This window comes from Streptomyces sp. NPDC097619 (assembly GCF_040302735.1).
Taxonomy (GTDB): domain Bacteria; phylum Actinomycetota; class Actinomycetes; order Streptomycetales; family Streptomycetaceae; genus Streptomyces.
In genome coordinates this window covers 1-13277 of the sequence record NZ_JBEOSD010000198.1, presented here as the reverse complement: position 1 = coordinate 13277, position 13277 = coordinate 1, and the positions used below count along the sequence as shown (strand labels likewise).

The following is a 13277-nucleotide window of genomic DNA, read 5'->3' as shown; positions in this document are numbered from 1 at the left end:
GGTCCTCAGCCCCACCACGACCTCCGCCACCCTCACCGGGCTGGTCCCCTCCACCCCGTACTCCTTCCAGGTCAGCGCGGCCCCCTCCGCAGGGGGGCCGGGCAGCGGCGGGTGCGGGGTGGTCAGTCCGGGAGGCGGATCGAGAGGGCGTGGCGGAACTCGTCGCGGGGGTCGTAGGCCGCCTTCACCCGCTGGAGGCGCGGATAGTTGTCCTTGTAGTAGAGGGTGTGCCAGGGCACGCCCGAGGTGTTCCACTCCGGGTCCGCCAGGTCGCGGTCCGCGTAGTTGACGTAGCTGCCGTCGTTCGCCCCGTCCGGGACGGGCACCCCGCCGGTCTCCTCGTACACCTCGCGGTACATCTCCCGCAGCAGGTGGATGTTGGTCTCGTCCTCGACCTCCGAGGACCACACCGACATGAACGCCGCCTTCAGCACCGCGTCCCGCTGCGCGGTGGCCGTGGCCGCCGGATCCACCGTGTTCACGCGGCCGCCGTAACCGATCAGGATCAGCTGGGCGGGGCTGGCCTCCTCGCGGGTCAGGTGCCGGTACAGGGCGCCGATCTGCCGGTCCGAGTAGCCCTTCCGCAGATAGGCCGCCTTGATCTTGATGCGTCGGGTGAAGGCGTCCCCCGGGTCCCCCCAGTTCGGGTACGAGGACACGTACAGCCACGGCCGCACCTGCTGGTGCCGCATCAGGGGGGCCGCGTCCACCCCCGCCGAGACCTCGTCGAAGAAGGCGTCCATCAGCTTCTCCGCGTCCGGCACGTCCGCGTCGATGTGCGCGCCCACCGTCAGCCCGAACCCGGACCGGTGCGTGCCGTGGAAGAAGCCCGCCAGCGGCGCGTACGGCGAGTCCGGGCCGCTGTTGCGCTCGAACCAGGCGCCGAAGTTCCGCTGGAGGGTGGTGAACGCCTCCTCCGTCATCGCTTCCCAGGACCACACCACCATGCCGCTGCGCCACCGCGACGGCGCCTTCGGCAGCAGCAGCGCCGGGTCGGTGACCTCCGCGCCCGCGTCCGGGGAACGCATCCAGAAGCGGGTCACCACCCCGAAGGTGCCGCCGCCCCCGCCGGTGTGCGCCCACCACAGGTCGTGGTGCGGGTCCCCCGGCTCCCGGGTGGCCACCACCGCGCGGGCCGAGCCGTCCGCGTCGACGACCACCACCTCCACCGCGTACAGGTAGTCGACCACCGCGCCCAGGCTCCGCGACAGCGGCCCGTACCCGCCGCCCGTGATATGCCCGCCCGCCCCCACCTCGGGGCACTCGCCCGCCGGGATGGTCACGCCCCAGTTCTTGAACAGCACCCGGTACACGTGCCCGAGGGTGGCGCCGGCCTCGATGGCGAAGGCCCGCCGCGCCGGGTCGTAACGGACGTCCGTCATCTCCGAGAGGTCGACGAGCACCTCGATGCCCTCGGCGGCCAGGTTCTCGAACCCGTGCCCGCCGCTGCGGACCGACACCCGCTTCCCCGCCGCCACCGCCTCCGCCACGGCCGCCACGACCTGCTCCGTCGTGGTCACCACCCGCACCGCGTCGTACGCGCCGGGGAAACGGTGGTTCGTGCCGTGCAGCAGGCTCGGATAGCGCGGGTCGTCGGCGGTGATCGTGGCCGGTCCCGGCACCGGGGCGCGGGTCTCGTCGCTCATGTCGTTCCTCCGTCGCGGGCGGGGGCGGCACCGTGCGGGCACGTCGTGCCCCCGGTGCGGCCGGAGCAGGGGGAGGCCACCAGCCTTCCCGAGACGTGCGGCGGCTGTCTTCTCCCCCCGTGCTCAGCGCCCCGGCCCCGCACCCCGGGTCCTGGCCCCGCCCGCCCCCCGGTGCCTAGATGCGGACCGCCAGGCAGCCCGGGGTCTCGGGGCCGGTGCCCAGGGCGTACGCGTTGTACTCGTCCAGCAGCACCTGCGCCTCCGCGCCCGCCTTCTCGAAACGGGCCCGCGGGTCCGCCCCGCCCAGCACGTCCTCCATGGCCTCCATCAGCGCGATCTGGATCGCGTGGAAACCGCCCAGCACCGCCCCGTGCGCCTCCGGCGGCCCGCCGCGCAGCTCCAACTGCTCCACCGTCGCCCGGTGGTGCGGGTGCTCCTCGAACCAGCCCTCCTCCTCCAGCAGCGAGATCACCCCGTACGTGGCCGGAGCCGACCCGCTCGCCCGGTGCCACTCCGCCGCCGCCCGCGGGCTGTTCAGGAACATCGTGAAGGCCAGCGCCCCGTCCCGGACCCGCTCGTCCAGCCCGTCCGCCAACCACAGCGAGTCCCCGCCGATCCAGTTCCCCGCGCAGGGCAGCTCCCCGTTGCGCGGCAGCACCCCCACCGCCAGCTCGAAGCCCGCGCCCTCCGCCGCCCGCACCATGTAGTTCGCGTCGAAGGAGGAGCTGAACCGCAGCACCACCTCCTGCTCCGCCAGCGCCCGGAAGGTCCCCGCCCAGTCCTCCGGCACCCCCGTGTGCAGGTAGAGACCGTCCCGGTGCAGCTCGCGCCACCACTCCACGTACGCGAGCATCGCCGGGGAGGCCACGTCGAGGGTCGTCGCCCGGCCGTGCCGGCCGTTGCCCGCGTCCGCGAGCAGCGCCCCCTGCTGGGCCAGCGCGTGCTGCATGAACTTGCCGTCCACCGGCCACGCGATGGCCGGCCGCGGCCCGCCCGCGTGCCGCACCACGGCCTCGCAGGCCGCCCGCGCCTCCTGCCAGGTCCGCGGCACCTCGGCCACGCCGGCCGCGCGCAGCGCCGTCGTGTTGGCGTACAGCAGCATGGTGGACAGGGTCATCGGGACCGTCGCGAAGTCCCCGTCCACCGTGTAGTACTCGCGGACCCCCGGCAGGAAGTCGTCCAGGACCACCGGTTCCCCGAGGATCTCGGCGCGTCCGGCCACCGCCCGCTCCACCGACACGAACAGCGGACGGCCGTCCGGGTGGCGGGCGTCCCGGGCCAGCTGCGAGGCCCCGGCGTAGTACGAGGCCAGGGCCGGGGCCCGGCCCTCGGCGGCCGCCCGGGCGATCTCCGCGGGCAACTGCTCGTACGAGAACCCGCGGATCTCGACCTGGTAGCCGGGGTGCGCGGCCTCGAACTCCCGGGCCCGGGCCCGGATCGGCTCCAGGAAGTCCGGGAACGGGAACTCGGACAGCCAAGCCTCGATGACGACGGGTCCGTCCGGGGCGCCGGAGTTCATGCTGCTCTCCCAAGGGGTGCTCGGTGACGGTGTTCGGTGCGGCGTGCGGCGTGCGGCGTGCGGTGCGGTGCTGTGTGACCGGTGATGGTGGGCGGTGCGCGGTGCGATGTGACCGGTGACGGTGTTCGGTGACAGGTGGCACTGCGGCGTGACGGGTGAGGTGCCCAGGGGCCCGGCGAGGTCGACGTACGGCGCGCACGCGGGCGCCCGTGCCCGGCCCTGCCGCCAGCCTCCGGGCCGGGCCCGCCGTTCGCATCTCCCGGAATGCGCACGCGCGGCGCCGCCGCCCGCGCGCCCCCGGACGCGCCGGTCCGGGCCCGGAGCGCCGCCACAGAACGCAATTTGGAAGATGCGCCTCCCCTCCCGGGACGGGAAGGATGTGGCGCGTGTGCTCCACGCAGGTGCGGTGCCCGGCCGCCGTGGAGCGCCCTGTACTACGTAGTCAAAGCGCTGGAAGGAGAGCCACCATGGCTCAGTTCGCTGTTTTCATCTACGAGGCCGAAATCCCCGGCGGCTGGGAGAACGCTCCCGCGGAGCTGCTGGCGGGTCACGAGGCGCTGCCCGGCCGCATCGAGGAGCTCGGTGCGTCGCTCGTCAGCGGTCTCGCCCTGCAGCCGTCCACCGCCGCCAAGTCGGTGCGTGACGGTGTCATCAGCGACGGACCGTTCGCCCAGGGCAAGCAGTCCATCGGCGGCACCTTCGTCGTCGAGGCCAAGGACCTGGACCACGCCCTGGAGATCGCCAAGATCGTGCCGGTGCTCGACGGCGGCGTCGAGGTGCGCCCGCTGTTCGACATCCCGGCGGAGTGACCCCGTCCCCGCGGCCGCGGCTCTCCACGTGAGCCGCGGCACCCGCGGACAGGTGCCGCGCACACCGGGAACCGCCGGGAGGACCGGGCACCCCCCGGCGGAACCGGGGACCCGGTGGCGCGCGCACCGCTGCGGGTGGAGCGGGGACGGCGGTACGTGAGGGAGACGGGAAGGGAGCGGGGCGGGCCGGCAGTGGCCCGCCCCGCTCCTGTCGTTCCCCCGGGTTCCGACACGCCGGGCGAGCCCGGGAGCCCGGTGGTCCGGGGCCCCGGGAGCAGCACACCGCAAGTACAGAGATGCGTCCGTCGAACGCCCCCGCGAAGCTGGGTCCGTCCCTTCCCCCGACCGCGCGTCCCCCGGCCCGCGGCCCCACGCGGCCGCCGACCGGCAGACGGCGGGCCGCCTGTGAGGGCCGCCCCCGCCGGACCTGCCGCGCGCCGAGGGAGCCGCGTCCCTCCCCGGCCAGGCGGCCGGGTCGCCACGGAGGAAATCTGAGATGACCCACCCGACGACTGACCCGGCCGTCACCGACCTCCTCGACGCCTTCGCCAAGGCGCCCGCCGACGGGCTGGAGGCCGCCTTCCTTCCGCTGGCCGCGTCGGTGTGGGGCACGGACGGGCCGACCGCGGCCGCGGCCGGGGCGGTACCCGCCCTCGTCGCCGCCCTCGACCCCGCCGACGACACCCACCGCGGTCACCTCGCCGTCCTCCTCGGCCTGCTCGCCGAAGCCGAACACCCCGTCACCGACGGCCCCGTGCGCGCCGCCGTCCACGCCGGCCTCGACCGCTACCTCGACCTGCTCGGCGCCGCCGACCCCGAGGCCCCGCTCACCTTCGCCCTCCTCTACCTCGTCGGGCACTTCCCCGCCGACCGCGAGCGGATCCTCGCCGTCACCGCCCCCCTGGGACTCGGCGACGACGACCGCACCCGCCTGGAGCGCAGCCTCGCCGAGCTCGACCCGGCCCGCCCCGACCTGGGCCGCTGCTGGCCCTCGCCCGCCGCCTGGCAGCTCAACCCGGACGAGGTCGAGTTCGACGCCTCCCTCTTCGCCGGCCTCACCACCGAGCAGCTCGAAGCCAACTGGGACAACGACTCCCGCACCGTCCTCGCCTACTCCGGCATGAAGGCGTACTTCGCGGTCCGGTACGGCGAGGCCCTGGAGACCGCGTACCCGCTGCCGCCCGCCGAGCAGTGGGCCGCCGAGGCCGCCGCCCTCCCCGGCACCGCCTTCGCCCGGCACGCCGAGGCCCTCCGCTGCCCCTCCTGCTCCGCCACCCTGGACTTCGCCGACGCCTCCGCGCGCTGCACCGGCTGCGACACCCGCTACGCCCTCTCCGCGGGCCTCCTCGACCTCTCCCGCGGCGAGACCGGCTCCCGCGCCACCGACGAGGACGACACCGCCGACCTCCTCCAGAAGCTCGCCGGGATGCCCAGCATGGGCGTCTACTACGAGTCCGTCCTCCGCCCCGCCTTCCTCCGCGTCGCCGGCCTCAACTGGGACGACGCCGTCACCCCCGCCCTGGAGGACGAGTACCTCGCCACCCGCACCGCACCCGTCGAGGGCACCGTCCTCGACCTGTGCTGCGGCGCCGGGCGCTGGACCGCCGTGGTCGAGCAGGCCGTCGGCACCGAGCGGCTCCTCGCCCAGGACCTCGCCCACCCCATGCTGAACGCCATGCGCCGCGCCCTGCCCGAGGTGCCCGCCGTCATCGCCAGCGCCCTCGACCTGCCCTACGACGACGCCAGCATCGGCGCCGTCAACTGCTGGAACGCCCTTCAGGCGTTCCCCGAGCAGGCCGACACCGCGATCGCAGAGATCGGCCGCGTCCTCAAGCCCGGCGGCACCTTCACCCTGCTCACCTTCCGCTGGGCCGACGACCCGATCGACCGCCACTACCAGGCGTCGCACTACTTCCCGAGCCGTCCCGCGGGGATGCTGCTCTTCGAACTCGACGACGTGAAGCAGTGGTTGGCCGCCGCCAAGCTCGACATCCGCGAGGAGTCCGGCACCGGCGCCTTCGTCTTCATCACGGCCGAGCGCGCGGCGTAGCGGGAACGGGGAGCGGGGAACGGGGGAGGGGGAGCGGGAGCGCACCGGCGGCCGCGTGCTCGGCCGCCCCGACTCCGGAGTCCCGACTCCCGGTTCCCCCGCACCTCGTCCCGCCCGCCGCCGCCATCGGCCGTGCCCGGCCGGGCCGCACGACCTGCGGCCCGGCGGAGGTTCCGTACGGGCGCGCCGCCGCGCCGTGCGGAGCGCGCGGAGCCACCAGGGCGAGACCCCGCCCGGCCCCGCGCCCGTACGGACCCCCCGCCGCAGCCCGGTCGGTGCCCTCCGGCACCGCCCGGTACCGACCCCGCACCCGGCCCCGACCGTGGTGCGGGCCCTGCCCGCCGAACGCCGAACGCCTAACCGGCCCCGGGCCCGTCGCCTCCGCCCCACCCCGCCCCACCCTGCGCTCCACGAACCGTCCGTCCCCGGCTGCCGCACCCGGCACCGCGCCCTGGAGGACATCCGTCCCATGACCCTCACCCCCGAACACGCCCCGGCCGCCGCCCCCGCGGGAGCCGCGTCCACTGCGGGAGCCGGAGCCGCGTCCGTCGCCCGGCCCGGGGAGGCCGCGTACGCGCGGGCCACCGGCACCTTCAACCTCTTCGCCCCGGTGGCCCCGGCGGCCGCCGTGACCGTCCGCACCGTGGCGGAGATCCGAGCCGCCCTCGCCGCGGCCCGCGCCGAAGGGCTGGGCGTCCGCGTCCACACCACCGGCCACGCCTCCGCCACCGCCCGCCCCATGGACCGGGACCTCCTCCTGCACCTCGAACCGGCCGGCCCCGTCGACATCGACCCCGCCCGCCGCACCGCCCGCGTCCCCGCCGGCACCCGCTGGGGCGCCGTCGTCGAAGCCGCCGCCCCGTACGGACTGGCCGCCGCGCACGGTTCCTCCGGGACCGTCGGCGCCGTCGGTTACCTCCTCAACGGCGGACTGAGCATGTACGCCCGCCACACCGGCCTCGCCGTCAACACCGTCCGGGCCGTCGAACTGGTCACCGGCGACGGGGAACACCGGCGGGTGGACGCCGACACCGACCCCGAGCTGTTCTGGGCCGTCCGCGGCGGGGGTGGCGGCCTCGGCGTGGTCACCGCCGTGGAGATCGACCTCTTCCCGGCCGCCGCGGTGGTCACCGGCGCCGCCTTCTGGTCCGCCGAGCACGCGGCCCGGCTGCTGCCGCGCTGGCGGGCCTGGGCCGACACCGCCCCCGGCGAGGCCACCACCTCCGTCCGGATCATGAACCTGCCCCAGCTCGACGAGATCCCCGCCGTCCTCACCGCGGGCCCCGTCCTCTGCCTCGACGGCCTCTTCCTCGCCCCCACCGCGGACGACCTCGACACGGCCCGCGCCCGCGCCGCCGAACTCCTCGACGAGCTGCGCGCGTCGGCGGAACCGGTCATGGACACCTGGCACGAGGCCGGCCCGGCCGCCGTCACCGAAACCCACATGGACCCGCCGGACCCGGTCCCCGTCCTCGGCGACCACCTGCTCCTCGGCGACCTCGGCGACGAGGGCGTCGAAGCCTTCCTCCGCGTCACCGTGGACCGGCCCCGCTCCGCCCTGACCGTCGCCGAACTCCGCCAGCTCGGCGGCGCCCTCGCCGAACGCCCCGGCCACGCGGGCGCCCTCGGCCACCTCGCCGCCCGCTACGCCTACTCCGGCGCCGGAGTCCCCGGCGGCGGCGCCACCGAGGAGGAGATCCGCGCGCACTGCGCCGAGGTCCGGCGCGCCCTGTCCCCCTGGGACACCGGCCGCACCACCCCGACCTTCGTCGCGAGCCTGGAACAACCCCAGTCCCACCTCGACCCCGACCAGGTCACCCGCCTCGACCGGGTCCGCGCCCGCGTCGACCCCGCCGCCCTCTTCCGCGGCGACATCGCCCCGGGCTGCTCGGCCCCCCACTGAGGCCCGTACGGGCCCCGCCCCGGCCGCAACCGGGCGGGGCCGGGGCCCCACCGGACCGGTCGGCGTTCCACCGGTCGGCGTTCCACCGGTCGGCGCCCTACCGGTCGGCGTCCACCCCCACGCCCACCCCCACGCCCGGCTCCACGGAGACGGGCCGCAGCACCAGCAGCGGCCCCTCCACCGCCGCGACCATCGCGAAGGGGAAGCGGTCCACCTCCAGGCACAACGGCACGTCCTCGGGCCGGGACCCCTCGCGCACCCCCTCCACCAGCTCCGCCGCGGCCCGCGAGTCGGCGGCCCGCCGCACGAAGGGCGCCGGGTCCGGCCGCTCCCCGCCCGCCAGCCCGGCGATGTACTCGGCGCAGGCCAGGTCCTCCTCGGCCCGCCCGTCCTCCCCGGTCACGACGAAGGTCACCCCACCCCGGGCCTCCGGGCGGGACCGCAGCAGCCGTGCCGTGGCCCCCGCCACCACGAACGAGGCGCACAGCACGAGGGACGCGTCCTTCACCGCGAGCGCGCCGACGGTCCCCGCGGTCGTCTTCTGCACGACGGTCCGCCCGGCGCACTCCACCGAGCGGAGCAGCGCCGGCGAGTTCACGGCGTCGAAGCCGGGCGCCGGCGCCCCGTCCTTCAACGCCACCCACTCCGGATGCGCGCGCTTGAGCGCCGCCGCCTCCTCCAGCGACCCGGCGAGCACGACCCGCTCGGCCCCCCGCCCGAACGCCCAGGCCGCCACGGTGAACGCCCGCATCACATCGACGACGACAGCCACCCCGGCCACCGAACCCGGCTCCGGTATCCCCAAGAATCGATTCCCCATCCCCAAATGATCACCCCACCCCCACCCGAACCCTTTTCGAGAGCGGCCGACCCGGGGCCAGCGAGCGGTCCGAATGCCGGGCGGGATCGGCCGCCGTACTGGGCCGCCCTCGCGTCCCGGGTGTGTACAGTTTTCGCAGCCGGTGACTGCGGGTCACCGGAAGTGGAGCCAGGTGACCTGGGGCAGACCGGGAGCCTGGCTCGGCGCATTTCCGTGACCCCTCGACCCCTCAGGCGTCGATGAGGCGGCTGGTGAAGCCGGCGGCCACCAGGTGCTCGTACGCGGATCGGACGTCGTCGGGGATCTCCTGGGCGACGGCGAACCCCTGGCGGGGGTACTCGATGACCCGCTGGAGGTCGCCCAGGAGCATGTCCACCACCAGCTTCTCGTCACCGATGCCGCGGACGTAGTCCTCCAGCTCCATCGGCTCCGAGGCGCACGTGAACTCCGCCTCGGGCCACAGCTTTCGGGCGGTGGCGTACGACCGGCGCTCCATGTATGGCTTGGACACCAGCAGGACCGTCTCGGGCACGATGCCCTCCGAGGCCAGGAGCTCGCGGGTCAGAGTGATGTTCCGGCCGGTGTTCGTGGCGCGGGGTTCCACGCGGATCGCCGTGTCGGGGACGCCGAGGGCGAGGGCGTGCTCGCGGAAGTGGACGGCCTCGCCGCGCGGGAAGACCCGCTTCGTGGTCGGGCTGTTGCCGCCGGTGAACACGAGCAGGGGGAACAGCCCGCGGTGGTAGAGCCCGGCAGCGGCCGTGGCCACGCCCAGGTCGTGGCTGCCCAGCCCGATCGCCACGTCGGCGGCCCGCAGCGGATGCCGCATCAGGTGGTAGTCCCACACGGCCCGGACCCGTCGCCACTGCTCCCCGCCGACCCCGCCCCGCTGCCCGTCACCCACGTCTCGCCCCTTCCGATGCGTTCGGCCCGGGGACCCCGTCGCACCGACGGCCCGGACCGAGGCGCCCATGCTCGACCCTAGGGCCGTCAGTCGAGGGGAATGGTCTGGTGGGCGGTGACGATGGTGTCGATGCGGCGGGCCAGGTCGAAGTCGGCTTCGGTGAGGCGGTGGCCGGCGTCGTGGGTGGTGATCGTGGCCCGCAGGTGGTCCATGCGCAGGTCCAGGTCCGCGTGGTGCTGCACCCGGCGGGACCGGTCGGCGATGGTGACGATCGCGGCGACGGCCGCGTGGTAGCGGATCGGGTAGGTACGGGTGATCGCGTCGCCCTCCCTGCTCCACCCGGGCAGCCCCACCAGCCGCGCCGAGACCTCGTCGTCGGACAGCGCCACGGGCACGCTCACGTCAGTCCCTCTCGCCGAGGGCGGACCGGAGCCAGCCGAGGGGGTCCTGGCCGAGGAGCTCGTCGGCGAGGCGACGGCCCGTTTCCGTGGTGAGCCGGGCGCGGCTGTTGTCGATCCAGCGTTGGGCGGCCGCGTGGCCTTGGGCCTTGTACTCGATGCCCTGGAGCATGCACTCCAGCTTGTCCGCGTCGCGGGCGCAGACCGCCTCGGGCGAGTCCTTGGCCTCGTACTCGGCGACCAGCTCCCGGACCACGGAGGCGAGCGCTGCCGGCATGCCCGCGGTCTGGTCGGCGGTCACGGCCTCGGGATCGGCGGCGGAGGCGTACTTCTTGCCCAGGTGGTTCACATCGCCGGTACGGCTCTCCTGAGTGTCGTGCCAGACCGCGAGGAACGCGGCCCGGGCGGGGTCCGCGCCTTCGAGCTTCGCGATGATCGAGGCGATCAAGGAGGTGCGCCAGGAGTGCTCGGCCACGCTCTCCGGCTGTTTCACTCCGGCCATCCACCAGCCCGTGCGGGCCGTGTCCTTGAGGGTCCCCGCCTCGTACAGGAAGCGCGCCACCGCGGACAGGTCGTCGGCCACTGTCTCTCCTTGTCACGCCTCGGCGAGGGTCGATGCCATCCAACCGCACCGGCGGTACCGACCGCGGCGGAACCGCTCGGCCCGGCGCCCATAGGGTGGGCCCATGACGATTCGTGCGGTGGTGTTCGACGTGGGGGAGTGCCTCGTCGACGAGACCCGGGAGTACGGAACCTGGGCCGACTGGCTCGGTGTTCCGCGGCACACGTTCGCCGCGATGTTCGGTGCCGTCATCGCCCAGGGGCGGGACTACCGCGACGTGTTCGAGGAGTTCCGGCCCGGCTTCGACCTTACGGAGCAGCGGGAGGCGCGGGCCGCCGCCGGGCAGCCGGAGTGGTTCGGTGAGGACGACCTCTATCCCGACGTCAGGCCCGCGCTCGCCCGCCTTCGGGCGGATGGCCTGTGGTTGGGCATCGCCGGGAACCAGACGGTCCGCGCCGGCGGGCTGCTGCGGGAGCTGTTCGCGAAGGACGTGGACCTGATCGGCACCTCGGACGACTGGGGCGCCACCAAGCCCGATCCCCTGTTCTTCGAGCGGGTCGCCGAGGTCACGCCGTTCGCCCACGAAGAGATCCTCTACGTGGGCGACCGCGTCGACAACGACCTCCGCCCGGGGGCGGCGGCGGGCATGCGCACCGCCCTCGTCCGGCGGGGGCCCTGGGCCACGATCCAGTGGAACGGCCCGGAGGCCCGGGAACTGCCGACGTTCCGGGTCGACAGCCTTACCGAGCTGCCCGCACGGATCGCCGAGTTCAACCGGAGAGCGCGCTGACGACCGCGTTCCATCCGTAGAGCCGCTCGTCCACGTCACGAACGTACTGTTCGTGCTGCCAGGGGGTGAGGGCCCGTCGGACGGCGCGGACGCGCTCCAACCCGGTGGCGTACCAGTGCGTGTCCAGGAGGAGCAGCGCGTCGAGGGCGTACCGGGCCGCCTCCTCGGGTCGGCCTGCCGCGACCTCGACCGCGGCGAGGTCGCCCAGCACCACGGTGCGCTGCTTGTCGGCCTCGTCGGGCAGTTCGTCCAGAACTCGGCGCAGGGTCGTGCGAGCCTGCGGCAGATGCCCGGCTGCCAGCTCGGTATTGCCCTTGAAGGCTGCCAGCCGAGTCCCGCTGAACCAGTCGAGCCATTCGGGCGGCGTGTGTTCGCCGCCGGTCGCCAGTACGCCCTCGCCGTGGGCGATCAGGTTGAGGGCCGTGCGGGTATCGCCGCAACGGGTGGCGCACTCTGCCTCGACCGCGTCGAGCCACGCGAGGTGTTGCGGGCTCGCCGGTCCCCGTCGGGCGTAGGTGCGGGCGGCGACCATCCGCTCTGTGGCGGCCGCCTGCTGGCCGGCCCATCCCGGAATGAACGCCATGTGGGCCAGGATGGCACTGCCGAGCAACGCGTCATCGGCCTCTCCCGCCGCTTGGAGCGCGCGCACCCAGGTGTCACCTGCGCGGTTCGGCTCGCGGAGGTCGAAGAATTCGATCCGGCCTGCCAGGAGCCAGGACTCGGCGAGGGCCGTGGCGAGCAGCTGACGGCTACGACCGGTCGTGGCGTCCATGAGTTGAGCGCCGAGTGTCGCGTGGGCGACGACCGCGGGGTGGAGCGTTCCGGGCGAGACCGTCCAGTAGAGCCGTCGGTGGGCGCGAGTGACGGAGAGGAAGTCGGGCGCCGCGGTGACGGGCTGCGGGGCATTGGGGGTCCGCAGCGGCCCGCGGTTCGGGGGAGCGATCAGACTGCCGGGTGCGCGCCCGACGGAACCCGACGGCACATCGAAGCCGAGTTCGTCGAGCGGGCGGCCGAGGAGGTCCACGAGGGCTTGCCGGACGTCCGGGTGGGGCAACGGCGGGGTGGCCGACTCCCAGCGCCGGACCTGCCGGATGCCGACGGTCACACCCAGCTCGGCCAGCGCCTCGACCAGATCCTGCTGCGACCTGTATCCCGCGGCCTACCGCGCAGCGCGCAGGCGGGCGTTGCCTGTGGTTCGGGCCATTCCGACTCCCTGATGAGTGAGACTGGCCCCACTCTGGCAGGAAGTCCCTCAGAAAGGCCCTGCGTCACCCGAAAAGCTGAAGTGAGGCCCTCTTCGGGGCGCGAAGAGGCCCCTGTGAAGTCCTCGTTGAAGGGCTTCTGTCGCGTCAAGGTGTCCTCTACGCACTACGGACGAGGAGCATCGATGTACATTTCCGAGGAAGAGGCCGATCGGGTGGGGGAGCGGCTCATCGCTCAGGCGTTGGTGGCTTATGCGCGGATGCCCGATCCCGGGGAGTTGGCGCGGATCGGCGAGGGGTTGCTCGCGCACGGGGCGGGGCTGTCGGTGGCGGCCGAGGCGGTGCGGGGGGTCGATCCTCGGGTGGCGGGGGCGCTACGGGACTGGCGGCGGCTCGTCGCGGACGGGCCGGCGGAGAACAGCCTCGGGCAGTGGAACCACGTGCGGGCGCTCGCGCGGGCGGTGCGGACCATGCGGCGGGGGCTGGGCATGGGCGTGCCCGAGACCCCTTCGGAGCGGAAGTGGCTCGACGGCGGTCCCGAGCCGGTGATCGGCATCGCGCCGGTGGCCGTCCCCGACCCGGTGATCGGCCCTGGCACGGCGAACGGCATCGTCACCGCGGCCGGCGTGGAACCCTCCGCGGTGAAGACCATCGACCTCCAGCCGCAGGACGCGCTC

The 13277-nt window shown here is 74.4% G+C and carries 12 protein-coding genes; 5 read left to right on the top strand and 7 right to left on the bottom strand.

Annotated elements, in window-relative coordinates:
- Positions 1-122: 122 nt before the first annotated feature.
- Positions 123-1646, bottom strand: a complete 1524-nt coding sequence (locus tag ABTZ17_RS33150) for an FAD-dependent oxidoreductase (protein ID WP_352199509.1) — start codon at positions 1644-1646, stop codon at positions 123-125.
- A gap of 175 nt (positions 1647-1821) precedes the next feature.
- Positions 1822-3165: an extracellular solute-binding protein gene (locus ABTZ17_RS33145; RefSeq protein WP_352199508.1), complete on the bottom strand. Its 1344-nt coding sequence runs from the start codon at positions 3163-3165 to the stop codon at positions 1822-1824.
- Between the two features lie 467 nt (positions 3166-3632).
- On the opposite strand from ABTZ17_RS33145, the gene ABTZ17_RS33140 reads away from it, so the two are divergent.
- From ABTZ17_RS33140 to ABTZ17_RS33130, 3 genes are all read left to right on the top strand, one after another.
- Complete coding sequence (locus ABTZ17_RS33140; protein ID WP_352199507.1) at positions 3633-3974, top strand: YciI family protein; 342 nt, start codon at positions 3633-3635, stop codon at positions 3972-3974.
- A 496-nt stretch (positions 3975-4470) separates the two neighbouring features.
- Positions 4471-6024, top strand: a complete 1554-nt coding sequence (locus ABTZ17_RS33135; RefSeq protein WP_352199506.1) for a class I SAM-dependent methyltransferase — start codon at positions 4471-4473, stop codon at positions 6022-6024.
- A 469-nt stretch (positions 6025-6493) separates the two neighbouring features.
- Positions 6494-7927, top strand: coding sequence for an FAD-binding oxidoreductase (locus ABTZ17_RS33130; protein WP_352199505.1), 1434 nt, complete (start codon positions 6494-6496; stop codon positions 7925-7927).
- Between the two features lie 97 nt (positions 7928-8024).
- Here ABTZ17_RS33130 and ABTZ17_RS33125 read toward each other — a convergent pair whose 3' ends face one another.
- From ABTZ17_RS33125 to ABTZ17_RS33110, 4 genes are all read right to left on the bottom strand, one after another.
- Positions 8025-8747 carry a 2-phosphosulfolactate phosphatase gene (locus ABTZ17_RS33125; protein ID WP_352199504.1) on the bottom strand — a complete coding sequence of 241 codons (723 nt, stop codon included), beginning with the start codon at positions 8745-8747 and terminating at the stop codon, positions 8025-8027.
- A 229-nt stretch (positions 8748-8976) separates the two neighbouring features.
- A complete protein-coding gene (locus ABTZ17_RS33120) occupies positions 8977-9648 on the bottom strand; it encodes a YdcF family protein (RefSeq protein WP_352199503.1) in 672 nt (223 codons plus the stop codon).
- Positions 9649-9734: 86 nt separating this feature from the next.
- A complete protein-coding gene (locus ABTZ17_RS33115; protein WP_352199502.1) occupies positions 9735-10049 on the bottom strand; it encodes a 4a-hydroxytetrahydrobiopterin dehydratase in 315 nt (104 codons plus the stop codon).
- Between the two features lies 1 nt (position 10050).
- A complete protein-coding gene (locus tag ABTZ17_RS33110) occupies positions 10051-10629 on the bottom strand; it encodes an HD domain-containing protein (protein ID WP_352199501.1) in 579 nt (192 codons plus the stop codon).
- Between the two features lie 103 nt (positions 10630-10732).
- Here ABTZ17_RS33110 and ABTZ17_RS33105 point away from each other — a divergent pair, with 103 nt between their 5' ends.
- Positions 10733-11398, top strand: coding sequence for an HAD family hydrolase (locus ABTZ17_RS33105; RefSeq protein WP_352199500.1), 666 nt, complete (start codon positions 10733-10735; stop codon positions 11396-11398).
- Here the strand turns inward: ABTZ17_RS33105 and ABTZ17_RS33100 are convergent.
- On the bottom strand, positions 11379-12530 hold the full coding sequence (locus ABTZ17_RS33100; RefSeq protein ID WP_352199510.1) for an NsdA family TPR-like regulatory protein: 1152 nt from the start codon (positions 12528-12530) through the stop codon (positions 11379-11381). The genes ABTZ17_RS33105 and ABTZ17_RS33100 overlap by 20 nt on opposite strands.
- A gap of 255 nt (positions 12531-12785) precedes the next feature.
- Here ABTZ17_RS33100 and ABTZ17_RS33095 point away from each other — a divergent pair.
- The coding region (locus tag ABTZ17_RS33095) for a DUF6415 family natural product biosynthesis protein (protein WP_352199499.1) at positions 12786-13277 on the top strand (492 nt) is incomplete at its 3' end.